This is a genomic window from Dyella choica, assembly GCF_003977665.1.
Classification (GTDB): domain Bacteria; phylum Pseudomonadota; class Gammaproteobacteria; order Xanthomonadales; family Rhodanobacteraceae; genus Dyella_B; species Dyella_B choica.
Map to the genome: position 1 here is coordinate 78,832 of NZ_RYYV01000010.1, position 14,875 is coordinate 93,706.

Below are 14,875 nucleotides of genomic sequence, written 5' to 3' on the forward strand. Positions count from 1 at the left end.
CGGTGGCGCCTTTCAACAGCGAATGCTGGTCAATCAAAAATCGCCTTTTCTCATCCGAGCACCCTGGATTGACCGTCATTCGCTGTTGAAAGGCGCCACCGCTTGCGCGGGAATGACAGCTGCGCCGTCACTGTTTTATCGCCAGACCGCCCTTTAACTTGCCTCTCCCCCGGAGGGGAGGGGATTTCAATGTCATAATTCCCTGATGACCTCCATGCACTTCGATCTCCTTGCCACTGACGGCGGCGCCCGTCGCGGCCGTCTCACGTTCGATCGCGGCAGCGTGGAGACGCCTGCCTTCATGCCCGTGGGCACCTACGGTTCGGTGAAAGCCATGACCCCGCGTGACCTGGTCGAAGTCGGCGCCGAAATCATCCTGGGCAACACCTTTCATCTGTTTCTGCGGCCCGGGCTGGACATCGTCGGGGAGTTCGGCGGCCTGCATCGCTTCATCGGCTGGAACAAGCCGATCCTTACCGATTCGGGCGGCTTCCAGGTGTTCTCGCTCGCGCACAAGCGCAAGATCACCGAGCAGGGCGTGACCTTCGCCTCGCCGGTGGACGGCTCTAAGGTGTTTCTCTCGCCGGAAGAATCCATGCGCATCCAGACCGCGCTGGATTCGGACATCGTAATGATCTTCGACGAGTGCACGCCGTATCCCGCCACGGAGAAGGTCGCCGCGGAGTCGATGGAGCTGAGCCTGCGCTGGGCGGAACGTTCGCGCCGCGCTTTCGATGACCTGGGCAATCCCAATGCGCTGTTCGGCATCGTGCAGGGCAGCGTCTACGAAGGCCTGCGCAAACGCTCGGCCGAGGGGTTGATCCAGATCGGCTTCGACGGTTACGCGGTGGGCGGGCTGGCGGTGGGCGAGCCGGAAGCAGAGCGCAACCATACGCTGGATGTCACCGTGCCGCTGCTGCCGGAGGATCGTCCACGCTATCTGATGGGGGTGGGCCGCCCGGAAGACATCGTCGAGGCGGTACGCCGCGGCATCGACATGTTCGACTGCGTGATGCCCACCCGCAACGCGCGTAACGGATTCCTGTTCACCTCGCAGGGCACGCTGCGCATCCGCAACGCCAAATACGCCAATGACACCCGCGTGATCGAGGAAGGCTGCGCCTGCTATGCCTGCAGCCAGGGCTTCAGCCGCGCCTACCTGCGGCATCTGGATCGCTGCAACGAGATCTTGGCCAGCCAGCTCGCCACCATCCACAACCTCCACCACTACCAGCGTCTGATGGCAGGGCTGCGCGAGGCCATCGCAGGCGGGGCGCTGGACGACTTCGTGGCCGAGTTCTATGCCCGGCGGCGTGCTGGGGCGCAGTAGCGAAACCCTGCCGGTCCACTGTTGTCTGAGGCTCACGCGCCCCGGCCCGGCCGGCCTTTCCCGCCGTGCATAGCACCGGGGCGCATGGCATAATCCAACGTCTTTTATTGGGCTTGCGGCAAAAACTCCAGTCGCAGCCACAACTTGCGGGATAAGCTGATGAATTTTCCGACGACTTTCGTGCTGGCGCAGGCCGCGCCAGGGGCAGCCAATGGCGGCCTGTCCATGCTGATCATGATGATCGCGCTGTTCGGCCTGATGTATTTCATGATGATTCGCCCGCAGATGAAGCGGCAGAAGGAACACCGCCAGATGATGTCGAGCCTGGCCAAGGGCGACGAAGTGGTCACCAACGGCGGCATCGCCGGCCGCGTCGATGACGTGGGCGAGACCTTCATCACGGTGGAGATCGCGCCGAACGTGAAGGTCAAGCTGCAAAAGGGCTCGGTCCAGCAGGTGCTGCCCAAGGGCACGCTGAAGTCGTCCTGATCGGGCGGCCCGTTCCTTCTCCCTCAATCAATTCAAGCTACCCGCGGCAATGCTGCCGCGGTTCATTCGGATGCAAGGCATGAGTGATTTTCCACGCTGGAGATACTTTCTGGTCGCCGTCGTACTGGTGCTGGGCATCCTGTACGCATTGCCGAACATTTATCCGCCGCTGCAGGCCGTGCAGGTGGCGCCCACCCAAGGCGCGTCGCTCGATCCGACGGCGCAGCAGAAGGTCATCTCCACGCTGCAGGCCGCCAAGCTGCCGTACGTGAATGAAAGCCTCAAGCACGATGCCAGCCGCGGCGATTACATCGTGGTTGGCTTCGCCAACGGCGATTTGCAAAAGAACGCTGCGGACGCGCTGAAGGCTGGCCTGGGCGAGAGGTACAACGTCGGCTTCAACCTGGAGTCCACCGTACCGCGCTGGCTCAGTCTCTTTGGCGGCCGCGCGATGCCATTGGGCCTGGATCTGCAGGGCGGTGTGCGCTTCCTGATGGCGGTCGACCAGAGCGACATCATCGATCGCCAGGAAAATCGCTATGCGCAGGACGTAACCGCCCTGTTGAAGGACAAGAAGATCTCGTTCATTTCGGTCACGCGCAACGCCACGCGCGGCCAGGGCGTGATCGTGGTCCTGGGGACTGCGGCCGACCGGACCGCGGCAAGTGATGCGATCGTCACCGAATACACCGATCTTGCCGTCACCGACGGCCAGAGCACCGGCGACCGTTTCGTGCTCAATGCGGTCATCAAGCCGAACAAGCTGCATGATCTGCAGGTCAACGCCATTCGCCAGAACCTCACCACGTTGGGCAACCGCATCAATGCGCTGGGCGTATCCGAGCCGGTGATCCAGGCGCAAGGCGAAGACCATATCTCGGTCGAACTGGCGGGCGTGCAGGATCCGGGCGAGGCGAAGAAAGTGATCGGCGCAACCGCCACGCTGCAGTACGTTGCGGGATTGGGTGAAGCGCGCTTCAACGGCAGGGACTGGCTAGGCGACCAGACGGTGGCGGATGCCGTGCACAGCGGCAACATTCCGCCTGATGCACATCTGTACTACAACGCGGAAAATACGATCGCCTATCTGGTCAGCAAGAACATCATCGCCAGCGGTGACGAGCTGGTTGATGCAGCCTCCGGCAACGATCCGCAAAGCGGTTCGCCGATGGTGAGCGTGACGCTGAATTCCGCCGGCGCCGCCAAGATGCTCGACTTTACGCGAGAGAACGTCGGCAAGCCGATGGCCGTGGTGTACGTGGAAACCAGCACGGACACCAAGATCGTCGACGGCAAGGAAGTGCGCACGCCCAAGACCACCTACCAGGTCATCAACTACGCCTCCATCAACGGCGTGTTCAGCAATAAATTCCAGACCACCGGCCTGGCCAGTACCAAGGCCGCCTCGGACCTTGCACTGATGCTGAAAGGCGGTTCGCTGGCTGCGCGCATGGACATCGTATCGGAGGGCGTGATCGGCCCCAGCATGGGCCAGGACAACATCGACAAGGGCCTGAAGGCGGTGTTGCTGGGCCTGGGCCTGGTGTTGGTTGCGGCGGCGATCTACTACAAGCTGTTCGGCCTGGTGGCGGACATTGCGCTGTTCTTCAACCTGGTGGTGCTGGTGGCGGTGATGTCGATGATCGGCGTGACGCTCACCATGCCGGGCATTGCGGGCATCGTGCTGACCCTGGGTATGGCGATCGACGCCAACGTGCTGATCTGTGAACGCGTGCGCGAGGAATTGCGTAACGGTTCCACACCGCTGGCGGCGATTCGCGCCGGCTATGAAAAAGCCTGGGCCACCATTCTCGACGCCAACGTCACCCACCTTATCGCCGCGCTGGCGCTGACCACGATGGGCTCGGGTCCGATCAAGGGCTTCGGCGTCACCTTGCTGATCGGTATCCTCACCTCGATGTTCACCTCGGTAACGGTTACCCACGCGATCACCGCGCTCATTCACGGCGGCCGCAAGCTCAAAACGCTGTCGGTGTAATCGGAGACTCGCATGGAAATTTTCAGCCACAACAGCAACGTCCACTTCCTGGGTCTGCGTAAGGTCAGCATTGGCCTTGCCGTGCTGCTGGTGATCGCTTCGGTCGTATTGCTCGCTACACGCAGCCTCAACTATGGCCTGGACTTCACCGGCGGCGTCAGCATGGAGGTCACCTACGACAATCCTGTCGCGACCGAAGACGTGCGCAGCGCGTTGGCCAAAGGCGCCATCGAAAACGTCGTCGTGCAGAGCGTAGGCGGTACCCGGCAGGTGTCGATCCGCTTCCAGCCCAAGGACGACCATCATTACACCCAGCAGGACGGCCAATCGCCCAACCTCGACCTGATCTCCGCCGACGTGGCCAAGGCTCTGCAGGCGGTGCGCCCCGACGCCAAGATCGCGGGCAAGAGCTATGTCGGTCCGCAGGTAGGCGAGCAGTTGCGCAGTGATGGCGTGACCGCCGCGATCTTCGTGATCATCGGCATCGGCATCTACCTGTGGATCCGCTTCGAACGTCGTTTCGCGATCGCGGCTCTGCTCACGGAAGTGCATGACACGCTGGTCACGCTGGGCGTGATCTCACTGGTCCAGCGCGAATTCGACCTCACCGTGCTGGCCTCGGTGCTGGCGGTGATCGGTTACTCCATCAACGACAAGGTGGTGGTGTTCGATCGTATCCGCGAACTGTTCCGGTCCTCGCGCAAGGCCGATCCGGAGGAAGTTCTCAACCGCTCGATCAACAGCACGCTGTCGCGAACCATCATCACTTCGCTGTTCACCAGCATCGCGATGGCCGCGCTGTATTTCTTTGGCGGGCCGTCGGTGCATGGCTTTGCGATCACCATGCTGATCGGCATCCTGGTCGGCACGCTGTCGTCGATCTTCGTGGCCAGCCCGATCCTGTTGTGGCTGGGCGTGTCGAAGAAGGACCTGATGCCGGTGACCAAGGAGAACCCGGAGCTGGCGCGCCGTCCGTAATTTGAGCACGTCCCAAACATGCTAAACGGCCCGGTCTTCCGGGCCGTTTTCATTTTGGCGGCCACGAAGTGCCGTGGAGCGATCGCATGTGACCATGTTGGCCATTGATCCAGATCACAATGCGGGCCTTTCTTGATCTAAATTTAGGCTCGCAGCGGTCGATAAGCAGGAGAGGACGCTGACGTCCCGAATGGAGTCCCCATGCTTGTCCTGATCGGTTCCCTGGTGGTGATGGCCTGCGTGCTTGGCGGTTTTCTGCTGTCACACGGACAAATTCTTGCGCTGTGGCAGCCGAACGAGCTGATGATCATCGGCGGCGGTGCCATTGGCGCATTTCTCTCCGCCAATCCGTTGAAGATCGTCAAAGGCGTCGGTCAAAACCTTATCGCTCTATTCAAAGGGCCGAAGTATCGCAAGCAGGACTACGTTGATCTGTTGTCGCTGCTGTACGACATCTTCGGCGTCATGCGCAAGCAGGGTTTGCTTGGTTTGGAATCGCATATCGAAGACCCGCAGTCGAGCTCGATCTTCAGCGCCTATCCGCGATTGGTGAAAGAACACCATCTGATCGAGTTCATTACCGACTGCCTGCGCCTGATGGTGGGCGGCAATATGAATCCGCACGAGTTGGAGCAACTGCTGGAAGTGGAATTGGAGACTCATCACCACGAAGCCGAAGCGCCCGCGATGGCGGTGATGAAGATGGCTGACGCCTTGCCGGGCTTTGGCATCGTGGCCGCGGTGCTCGGCATCGTCAACACTATGTCGCAGCTAGGCGGGGATACTTCGCAGATCGGCGAACACATCGCCGGTGCGCTGGTCGGCACGTTCCTGGGCATCCTGCTCTGTTACGGCTTCATTGGCCCCTTGGGGGCGGCGATGGAAAGCCGCGTGCAGGAAGACGGCAAGGCGTTCGAGTGCGTCAAGGTCGCTTTGCTGGCCAGCTTGCGCGGCTACAACCCGAAGGTATCGGTGGAGTTTGCGCGCAAGACGCTCTCGCCACAGGCGCGGCCGAATTTCCAGGACTTCGAAGACCATCTCAAGGAGGCTTCCCGCGCCGGAGCTTCAGCGTGAGCGAGCAGGGTCGAGATACCCTGATCGTGGTACGTCGTTCGCGGCGCAAGAAGCATGGTCATCATGGTGGGGCCTGGAAAGTGGCCTATGCCGACTTCGTCACGGCGATGATGGCGTTCTTCCTCGTGATGTGGCTGCTTGGTGTGGGTACGCGTCAGCAGCGCGCGGCCATCGCCGAATACTTCAAGAATCCCAGCATGGCGCCGGGCACGGCAACGATCGCGCCGCCCGGGAAGATGGGGCCGGGCGGCGCGAGCGACAGCATGATCAAGCTCGGTGGTGCGATGGACGTGCCGCATGGTCCCGGCAAGGACCGCCGCGCCGCGCGCCTGGATTCCGCGGATGTGGAGAAACTGGCCCGCGAGCACGAAAAGCAGCGCCTGGAAAACCTGATGCTGCAACTGCGTGCGGCCATCGAGAAAAGCCAGGCGCTGGAACCATTCAAGGACCAACTGCTGCTCGACATCACGCCGGAAGGCCTGCGTATCCAGATCGTCGACAAACAGAACCGCCCGATGTTCGCCACCGGCAGCGCGATGCTCGAACCGTATACGGTGGCGATTCTGCATGAGCTGTCGACCTTTATCGAGCAGGCGCCGAACAAGGTCAGCATCTCCGGCCATACCGACGATGCGCCTTACAGCACCGAAAGCCGTTACAGCAATTGGGAGCTTTCCGCCGATCGTGCCAATGCGGCGCGGCGCGCCCTGCTGGAGGGCGGCCTGGAAGAAGAGAAGATCGCGCGCGTAGTCGGCTTGGCTGCCTCGGTGCCGTTTGACAAAACCAACCCCGGGAATCCGATCAATCGGCGTATTAGCATCATCATGATGACCAAGCAGGCGCAGGATGCGGCGCTGTCCCAGGAGGAGGCACCTCTACCTGCGCCACGATCTTCATCCGTTCCGCCGACTTAGGCCGAAATCGTAGGCTGGGATGACAATTCCAGCATCAGAATGCCGCATACATGGCAATGCTGGGATTGTCATCCCAGCCTACGGATTTTCGCTGTTCAACGCCGCCAGTCTTTCGGGCGACCCCACATCCGTCCACTCGCCACGATGATGATGGCCGCTTACCTCACCCCGCCGCATGGCTGCCCGCAGTAGCGGTGCAAGCTTGAAGCGCGGAAGTTTCTCATCGGCAGGATCGATGACGGCTCGCCAATCGCGCAAGATCTCGCGTCTGTAAACGCCGATGCCACTGTATGTCAGCCGCTGATAACCTTCCTCGTGTAATTTGCCCTGCTCATCCAGTGCAAAATCACCCGTTTGATGATGCGGCGGGTTGTCCACCATCAACAGATGCGCAAGGCCATCCGGCTGCGCTGGCAGGATGCCGAAATCGGCATCCGTCCACACATCGCCATTGATCACGATAAAGGGCTCCGACCCCAGCAGCGGTAGTGCGTTGAGCATCCCGCCGCCGGTTTCCAGCGGCACCACGCCTTCGTACGCATACCGGATGCGCAGGCCCCATTGCGAGCCGTCGCCCAGCGTCTGTGGGAACTGTTCGGCCAGGTGCGAAGTGTTGATCACCACGTAGCGCACGTCGATCGCCGCAAGCTTCTCCAGGTGCCAGACGATCAGCGGCTTGCCGCGCACCCTCAACAGCGGCTTGGGCGTGTGATCGGTCAATGGACGCATGCGCTCGCCAAGGCCGGCGGCAAAGATCAGCGCATGCCTCATGCCGGGCTGACCTGGGTCAAATCGCGGCCTTCGGCATGGCGTTCGATCAGTGCGGCAAAGTCGGCCAGCTCTGGATAGCGGTGCGCTACGGACATCACGTAGTGATACACGCGTGGCACGTCGGCGAGATAGCCAGGCTTGCCGTCGCGATACCACAGGCGATAGAACTGGCCGAGCACCCGCACGTGGCGGTGTAACCCGGTGAGGTCGAACCAGCGTCGGAAGCGTTCGCTGTCGACCTCAGCGTCGATTACGCCGGCATGACGCAGGCGCTGCCGATAGGATTCCGCCCAGCTCTCCACGCGTTCGCGAGGCCAGACGACATAGGCGTCGCGCAGCAGCGAGGCAAGATCGTAGGTGATGGGGCCGGCCAGCGCACCCTGGAAATCGATGATGCCCGGGTTGTTCTGCCCGACCACCAGCAGGTTGCGGCTGTGATAGTCGCGATGCACGAAGCAGCGCGGCTGCTCCTGCGCGTTTCGAACGATCACTTCGAAGGCCGTTTCCAGAGCAGCCCATTCAGCGCGGGCGGGGGTGTGGCCCAGATGGCGGCCAAGAAACCACTCCGGCATCACTTCCAGTCCGCGCATCAGCAGGTCGCGGTCGAACGGGGGCAGGTCGCGGTAGTCCATGCGCGTTTGCATGAGCAGCAAGGCATCCATCGCGTCAGCGTAAAGGGCATCCGCGTTGTGCTCGTCGAGCTCGTTCAGATACAGCCGTGTGCCGAGATCTTCGATCAGCAGGAAGCCCTGTTCGAGATCCTGCTCCTGCACGGCCGGTACATGCAGACCTGCAGCGGCGAGTTGCCTGCCGATCTTCAACCAAGGACGCGGATCTTCCTGCGCAGGCGGTGAGTCCATCACGATCCAGCTGCGGCCACCGTGCTGGGTGCGCCAGTAGCTGCGGAAGCTTGCGTCGGAGGAAGCGGGTTCGAGCGTTAGCGAAGGATCGCCAAGCGCTGCACGCGTCCAGGCTAGGCGGGCGGCCGTGCGGTCGGTAGTGCTTTGCATGAGTGGCTTGGTTGCGGACACGTGAATAGCTTAGTGCCAGTTCGTGCCTTTCACTCAACTCTTGTCATGCAGTCATCCCGGCGCAGGCCGGGATCCAGTCTGAATACGCGTCCGAAGGACACAGCGCCTTCATATGTTGAGTGCTTCGCACAACGTATTCGAACTGGACCCCGGCCTGTGCCGGGGTGACGATCGGCTAACGCAGCGATGCTCAAGACAAGTTGTAGGCCCGCTCCTCATGCTCGGCGATATCCAGTCCCACCTGCTCCTGTTCGGGGCCGACGCGCAAGCCCATCGCGCGATCCAGCAGCTTCAGGATCACCCAGCTCAGCACGCCGCTCCACGCCACGGTGAAGCCCACGCCCTTGGCCTGAATCCATAACTGCAGCAGCGGCGAGGTTACCGCGCTATCGAAGCCGCCCAGCTTCGGTGCTGCGAACATGCCGGTAAGCAGTGCGCCGATGATGCCGGCCACCGCATGCACGCCGAACACGTCGAGGCTGTCGTCATAGCCCAGCTTGTGCTTCAGGCGCGTGGCGGTGAAGAAGCACGCTGCTCCTGCAGCCAAACCGATCACCAGTGCGCCGGCGGGGCCGGCCGTGCCCGCGGCAGGGGTGATGGCGACCAATCCAGCCACGGCGCCGGAGGCCGCACCGAGCACGCTGGCGCGCTTGTGCACGATCCACTCCACCGCCACCCAGCCGATGACCGCGGCAGCGGTGGCGATCTGCGTTACCAGCATGGCCATGCCTGCATTGCCGTTGGCGGCCACGGCAGAGCCGGCATTGAAGCCAAACCAGCCCAGCCACAGTAGGGCGGCGCCAATGACCGTATAGCCCAAGTTGTGCGGCGGCATGTGCGTATGCGGCCATCCGCGCCGCTTGCCGAGCACCAGGCAGGCGACCAATCCCGCAATACCGGCGTTGATATGCACTACCGTGCCGCCGGCGAAATCGAGCACACCCAGGTCGCCCAGCAGCGAACCCGGGCCGCTCCACACCATGTGCGCGATCGGCAGATACACCAGGCTGAGCCATAAACCGGAAAACCACAGCATCGCACTGAATTTCATGCGCTCGGCGTAGGCGCCGATGATCAGCGCTGGGGTGATGATCGCGAACGTGAGCTGGAACATCACGAACACGCTTTCCGGCACCGTCTGGTATAGCGTGGAAGGCGTGAGTCCGGCCAGCATCACGCGATCGAAAGCACCAAGGAATGAATGCCAGTTGGTCACGCCCGCGTGCATCCCCAGGGTGCTGAAGGCCAGCGAATAGCCGTATGCCATCCACAGCACCGTGACCAGCGCGGTGATAGCGAGGCACTGCATCATCACCGACAACAGGTTCTTCGCCCGCACCATGCCGCCATAGAACAGCGCCACGCCCGGGATCGTCATCATCAGCACGAACGCGCTGGCGACAATCATCCAGGCAGTGTCGCCGGCATTGAGCGTAGGCGCAGGTACGGCCTGCCCGAGGGCAGGCATGGCCAAGCCGGACGCCAAGACGGCGGCGGCGAACTGCAAGGCAATTCGATACTTGCCCATCCCCCGTTCCTCGTTTCCCATTCCCCGCAGCTCAGAGCGCATCCGCGTCCACCTCCTGCGTGCGAATGCGGATCACCTGTTCCAGGTCACTTACAAAAATCTTGCCGTCGCCCACCTTGCCGGTGCGCGCGGCGCGGATGATGGCCTCGACCGCCAGTTCGACCTGGTCGTCGGCCACGGCCATCTCGATCTTCAGCTTGGGCAGGAAATCGACGACGTACTCGGCCCCGCGGTACAGCTCGGTATGGCCGCGCTGCCGGCCGAAGCCCTTAACCTCGGTAACGGTCATACCCTGCACGCCGGCTTCGCCAAGCGCCTCGCGCACGTCGTCCAGGGTGAAGGGTTTGATGATCGCGGTAACCCATTTCATGCGCAGCGGCTCCCAAAAGCTGGATTTGCTGCAATACAGCAGGTTGCGTGCCAAGTCTGAGGGCGCCTTGGCATTCCGCTTGGTCGCGCCATTTCCAGGCTTGAGCGGCGCTGAGACGGGTGTGCGGGGTGAACCATCTGGTGCAGGCATTGCACCGCAATGGGGCAAATCTGCGTGAGGTCGTCGGCCTGCCATTTGACCGTTTTGGCCGAAATCAGTACCATTTCAGTCCTGATTAGGCGCTATCCTTCTTCCCCATGTTTCGTGTCAGCCGACTGACGGACTACGCCACCGTGGTGATGACCTGCATCGCCGCGCACCCTGGCGACGTCCTGAGCACCGCCCAGATCGCCGAAGAGGCGCATCTGGAATTGCCCACCGTCAGCAAATTGCTGAAGTCGCTGGGGCATGCCGGGCTGGTGGACTCCTTTCGTGGGGTGAACGGCGGCTACCGCCTCGCGCGGCCGGCGCAGCAGATCAGCTTGGCCGATATCGTGGAGGCGATCGAAGGCCCGCTCGGCATGACCGAATGCACGCTCAGCGAAGGCCAGTGCGACCGCGAGGCCCAGTGCAGCGTACGCGGCAGCTGGCAGCGCATCAATCACGTACTCGACAACGCGCTGCGCACGATGAGTCTGGCCGACATGCTGCGCCCCGTTGCGCCGCCGGCCACCGCCAGCGCGGCGCTCACCGAATTGAAAGGCAGGACAGCATCATGACCATCGAGAACGATAGCCCCGCCGTGCTGCGCGACAATGCTGAAGTCGCCGCCGCGCTCGGCCGTCGCTACGAAGCGGGCTTTGTCACCGACATCGAAACGGACAGTCTGCCGCCTGGCCTGTCCGAAGACATCGTGCGGCAGTTGTCGGCGCTGAAAGGCGAGCCGGAGTGGATGACCGATTGGCGCCTGAAGGCGTATCGCCACTGGTTGACCATGCCGATGCCGAACTGGGCCAAGCTCAACATCGCGCCGATCGATTTTCAGGCGATCAGCTATTACGCCTCGCCGAAGAACAAGCCGAAGTCGCTGGACGAGGTCGATCCGAAGCTCCTGGAAACCTACGACAAGCTGGGCGTGCCGCTGCACGAACGCGCCAAGCTCGCCGGAGTGGCGGTGGACGCGGTGTTCGACTCCGTTTCCGTGGGCACCACCTTCCGCAAGGAACTGGCCGAGGCCGGCGTGATCTTCTGCTCGATGAGCGAAGCCATCCGCGAACATTCGGAACTGGTGCAGAAGTACCTCGGCAGCGTAGTGCCGACCGGCGACAATTATTTCGCCGCGCTGAACTCCGCGGTGTTTTCCGACGGTTCGTTCGTCTTCATTCCGAAGGGTGTGCGTTGCCCGATGGAGCTGTCCACCTACTTCCGCATCAACGCCGGCCACACCGGCCAGTTCGAGCGTACGCTGATCATTGCCGAAGAAGGCGCCTACGTTTCCTACCTGGAAGGCTGCACCGCGCCGATGCGCGACGAGAATCAGTTGCATGCGGCCGTGGTGGAACTGGTCGCGCTGGAACAGGCGCAGATCAAGTATTCCACCGTGCAGAACTGGTACCCGGGCGACGAAGAAGGCCGCGGCGGCATCTACAACTTCGTGACCAAGCGCGGCGACTGCCGCGGCGACGATTCGAAGATCTCCTGGACGCAGGTGGAAACCGGTTCGGCGATCACCTGGAAATATCCCAGCTGCGTGCTGCGCGGCGACCGCTCGGTGGGCGAGTTCTATTCGGTGGCGCTTACCCATCACCGGCAGCAGGCCGACACCGGCACCAAGATGATCCATCAGGGCAAGGGTACCCGCTCGAAGATCGTGTCCAAAGGCATCAGCGCCGGCAGGAGCTCCAACAGCTACCGCGGCCTGGTGAAAATGGAAAAGGGCGCCGAAGGCGCGCGCAACTACACGCAGTGCGACTCGCTGCTGATCGGCAAGAAGTGCGGCGCGCACACCTTTCCGTACATGGAAGTAAAGAATCCGACTGCCATCGTCGAGCACGAAGCCACCACTTCGAAGATCTCCGACGACCAGCTGTTCTACTGCCGTTCGCGCGGCATCGGCGAAGAGGATGCGGTGTCGATGATCGTGGACGGCTTCTGCAAGCAGGTGTTCCGCGAGCTGCCGATGGAGTTTGCAGTGGAAGCGAAGAAGCTGCTGGAGATCTCGCTGGAAGGCGCGGTGGGTTGAGATGTGCCCTCGCTACGGATTTTTACGCGGCGATGCCTATGGCGAGCGCGATACCGCATCCTGCGCCGATCTGGCGGCACATCCCGCCGTCGTACCCCATCAACCTTGAATTGACTTTCTAGCCATGCTGAAGATCGAAAATCTGCACGCCCGCGTCGAGGGCAAGGACATCCTCAAAGGCCTCACGCTCACCGTGAAACCGGGCGAGGTGCACGCCATCATGGGTCCGAACGGCGCGGGCAAGTCGACGCTGGGCAATGTGCTGTCCGGTCGCGAGGGCTACGAAGTCACCGCGGGCTCCGTCTTGTTCGAGGGACGTGACCTGCTGGCGCTGGAGCCGGAGGAACGCGCGGCGGCCGGTTTGTTCCTGGCTTTCCAGTATCCGGTGGAAATTCCCGGCGTGAACAACACCTACTTCCTGCGTGCGGCACTCAACGCGCAGCGCAAGCAGCGTGGCCAAGGCGAACTGGATTCCATGCAGTTCCTCAAGCTGGTGCGCGAGAAGCTGAAGATCATGCAGATCTCCGACGAGCTGCTGCATCGCGCCGTCAACGAAGGCTTCTCGGGCGGCGAGAAGAAGCGCAATGAGATCTTTCAGATGGCCGTGCTGGAGCCGAAGCTGGCGATACTCGACGAGACCGATTCGGGCCTGGATATCGACGCGCTCAAGCAAGTGGCGCAAGGCGTGAATGCGCTGCGTTCGCCGGACCGCGCTTTCCTGGTCATCACCCACTATCAGCGCCTGCTCGATTATATCGAGCCGGATTTCGTGCACGTGCTGGCCGACGGGCGCATCGTGGAAAGCGGCGACAAGAGCCTGGCGCTGAAGCTGGAAGAACACGGTTATGCCTGGGTCGCCGAGCGCGATCCGGCCCTGGCCAATGAGGCGCGTGCATGAATCGGTCGCCGGCACCCATGCCCTTCATCGATGCGCTGCGCGAAGCCGGCGACCTGCGTTTGCCGGGCAGCGGGCTGGCATGGCTGGATGCGGCGCGGAGCGAAAACCTCGAAGCGTTCATGGCGGCCGGTTTGCCGGATACGCGAGCGGAGGCGTGGAAGTACACTGCGCTGCGCGCGCTGGGACAGCGGCGTTTCGCGTTGGGCGATGCGGACGCGGCCACGCACCCGGTCGATCCCCACGCGCTGGCCTTGCCCGGCATCGACGGGCCACGCCTGGTCTTCGTCAACGGTGTATTCCGTGCCGATCTCTCGAAGCTCGAAGCGTTGCCGCCGGGCTTGTCGCTGCAGCCGCTTTCCAGGGTGCTGGCGAATGACCCGGAGCCGCTGCGTTTCGCCCTCAGCCGCCAATACCGTGAAGCCGGCGATGCTTTTGCGCGGCTCAACGCGGCGCTCGCCGGCGACGGCATGGTATTGCGCGTCGCACCGGGCGTGCGTGTCGGCAAGCCGATCCATCTGTGCTTCGCGGGGGCGCCGGCGCAAGGCGATGTCGCCTGGCATCTGCGCAACGTGATCGAACTGGGCGAGGGCGCCGAACTGGATCTGGTCGAGCATCATCTGGCTACGGCGCAGCACAAACACCTCAGCACCCTGGTCAGCGAGATCGTGGCGCGCGACGGCGCCAAGCTGCAGCACACGCTGCTGCAGAACGTAGCCGAGGAATGCACGCTGATTCGCCGTGGCAGCGTCCGCCTCGGTGCAAAGGCGCAAGTCATGCTGCACGTATTGGAGCTCGGTGGTGCGTTGGTGCGGCATGATCTGCACGCCGAACTGCATGGTGACGAGGCGCGCTTCGATACGCGCGGCGTCTTCGTACTGCGTGGGCGCCAGCACGTCGATACGCAGCTCTCGATCCACCATCAGGCGCTCAATACCGCTTCGGAGTCCATCTGGCGCGGCGTTGCCGACGAGCGTGCGCGAGGGGTGTTCCGTGGTGCGATCGTGGTAGCGCAAGGCGCCGATGGCAGCGATGCCAGTCTCAACAACAAGAACCTGCTGCTGTCGCCGCTGGCCGAGATCGATACCAAGCCGGAACTCGAAATCTACGCCGACGAGGTGAAGGCAGCGCACGGCGCCACCGTCGGCCAGCTCGATGAGCGGGCGCTGTTCTACCTGCGTTCGCGCGGCCTGCCACAAGCCGAGGCACGCGCATTGCTCACTGCTGCATTCTGCAGGGCGGTGTTCTCGGCGCTACCCAACGAAACCCTGCGCGATCATTTCTCCAGCGCTCTGCTCGCGCATTTGCCCTGAT

14 protein-coding genes are annotated in these 14,875 nt (G+C 62.6%); 10 read left to right on the top strand and 4 right to left on the bottom strand.

Annotated elements, in window-relative coordinates; genetic code table 11:
• Nucleotides 1-205: 205 nt before the first annotated feature.
• The 6 genes from tgt (at nucleotide 206) to motB (ending at nucleotide 6,784) form a co-directional block, all read left to right on the top strand.
• Nucleotides 206-1,330: a tRNA guanosine(34) transglycosylase Tgt gene (gene tgt, locus EKH80_RS14275; RefSeq protein WP_126685447.1), complete on the top strand. Its 1,125-nt coding sequence runs from the start codon at nucleotides 206-208 to the stop codon at nucleotides 1,328-1,330.
• Between the two features lie 159 nt (nucleotides 1,331-1,489).
• Nucleotides 1,490-1,819 (top strand): preprotein translocase subunit YajC, encoded by a 330-nt coding sequence (gene yajC, locus EKH80_RS14280; protein WP_126685448.1) that lies wholly within the window; start codon nucleotides 1,490-1,492, stop codon nucleotides 1,817-1,819.
• 79 nt (nucleotides 1,820-1,898) lie between these two features.
• The gene (gene secD / locus EKH80_RS14285; RefSeq protein WP_126685449.1) at nucleotides 1,899-3,818 is read left to right on the top strand and encodes a protein translocase subunit SecD; all 1,920 of its coding nucleotides are present in this window, start codon (nucleotides 1,899-1,901) and stop codon (nucleotides 3,816-3,818) included.
• 12 nt (nucleotides 3,819-3,830) lie between these two features.
• Nucleotides 3,831-4,796 carry a protein translocase subunit SecF gene (secF, locus tag EKH80_RS14290; protein WP_126685450.1) on the top strand — a complete coding sequence of 322 codons (966 nt, stop codon included), beginning with the start codon at nucleotides 3,831-3,833 and terminating at the stop codon, nucleotides 4,794-4,796.
• Between the two features lie 201 nt (nucleotides 4,797-4,997).
• The gene (gene motA, locus EKH80_RS14295) at nucleotides 4,998-5,870 is read left to right on the top strand and encodes a flagellar motor stator protein MotA (protein ID WP_126685451.1); all 873 of its coding nucleotides are present in this window, start codon (nucleotides 4,998-5,000) and stop codon (nucleotides 5,868-5,870) included.
• Entirely contained in the window at nucleotides 5,867-6,784 is a 918-nt protein-coding gene (gene motB / locus EKH80_RS14300) for a flagellar motor protein MotB (RefSeq protein ID WP_126685452.1), read from the top strand. The genes motA and motB overlap by 4 nt, the downstream gene beginning before the upstream one ends.
• 78 nt (nucleotides 6,785-6,862) lie before the next feature.
• On the opposite strand, the gene murU is transcribed toward motB, so the two are convergent.
• From murU to EKH80_RS14320, 4 genes are all read right to left on the bottom strand, one after another.
• The gene (murU, locus tag EKH80_RS14305) at nucleotides 6,863-7,555 is read right to left on the bottom strand and encodes an N-acetylmuramate alpha-1-phosphate uridylyltransferase MurU (RefSeq protein ID WP_126685453.1); all 693 of its coding nucleotides are present in this window, start codon (nucleotides 7,553-7,555) and stop codon (nucleotides 6,863-6,865) included.
• Nucleotides 7,552-8,565, bottom strand: coding sequence for an aminoglycoside phosphotransferase family protein (locus tag EKH80_RS14310; RefSeq protein WP_126685454.1), 1,014 nt, complete (start codon nucleotides 8,563-8,565; stop codon nucleotides 7,552-7,554). The genes murU and EKH80_RS14310 overlap by 4 nt, the downstream gene beginning before the upstream one ends.
• 211 nt (nucleotides 8,566-8,776) lie before the next feature.
• Nucleotides 8,777-10,114: an ammonium transporter gene (locus EKH80_RS14315; RefSeq protein ID WP_230473693.1), complete on the bottom strand. Its 1,338-nt coding sequence runs from the start codon at nucleotides 10,112-10,114 to the stop codon at nucleotides 8,777-8,779.
• Nucleotides 10,115-10,145: 31 nt separating this feature from the next.
• Complete coding sequence (locus EKH80_RS14320; RefSeq protein ID WP_126685530.1) at nucleotides 10,146-10,484, bottom strand: P-II family nitrogen regulator; 339 nt, start codon at nucleotides 10,482-10,484, stop codon at nucleotides 10,146-10,148.
• Between the two features lie 257 nt (nucleotides 10,485-10,741).
• On the opposite strand from EKH80_RS14320, the gene EKH80_RS14325 reads away from it, so the two are divergent.
• The 4 genes from EKH80_RS14325 to sufD all read left to right on the top strand — a co-directional run bounded on the left by EKH80_RS14325 (nucleotide 10,742) and on the right by sufD (nucleotide 14,874).
• On the top strand, nucleotides 10,742-11,203 hold the full coding sequence (locus EKH80_RS14325; protein WP_126685455.1) for an SUF system Fe-S cluster assembly regulator: 462 nt from the start codon (nucleotides 10,742-10,744) through the stop codon (nucleotides 11,201-11,203).
• Nucleotides 11,200-12,666, top strand: a complete 1,467-nt coding sequence (sufB, locus tag EKH80_RS14330; RefSeq protein ID WP_126685456.1) for a Fe-S cluster assembly protein SufB — start codon at nucleotides 11,200-11,202, stop codon at nucleotides 12,664-12,666. The genes EKH80_RS14325 and sufB overlap by 4 nt, the downstream gene beginning before the upstream one ends.
• A gap of 133 nt (nucleotides 12,667-12,799) precedes the next feature.
• The gene (gene sufC, locus EKH80_RS14335; RefSeq protein WP_425481153.1) at nucleotides 12,800-13,564 is read left to right on the top strand and encodes a Fe-S cluster assembly ATPase SufC; all 765 of its coding nucleotides are present in this window, start codon (nucleotides 12,800-12,802) and stop codon (nucleotides 13,562-13,564) included.
• Nucleotides 13,561-14,874, top strand: coding sequence for a Fe-S cluster assembly protein SufD (gene sufD / locus EKH80_RS14340; protein WP_126685458.1), 1,314 nt, complete (start codon nucleotides 13,561-13,563; stop codon nucleotides 14,872-14,874). The genes sufC and sufD overlap by 4 nt, the downstream gene beginning before the upstream one ends.
• The last annotated feature ends 1 nt before the right edge of the window (nucleotide 14,875 follow it).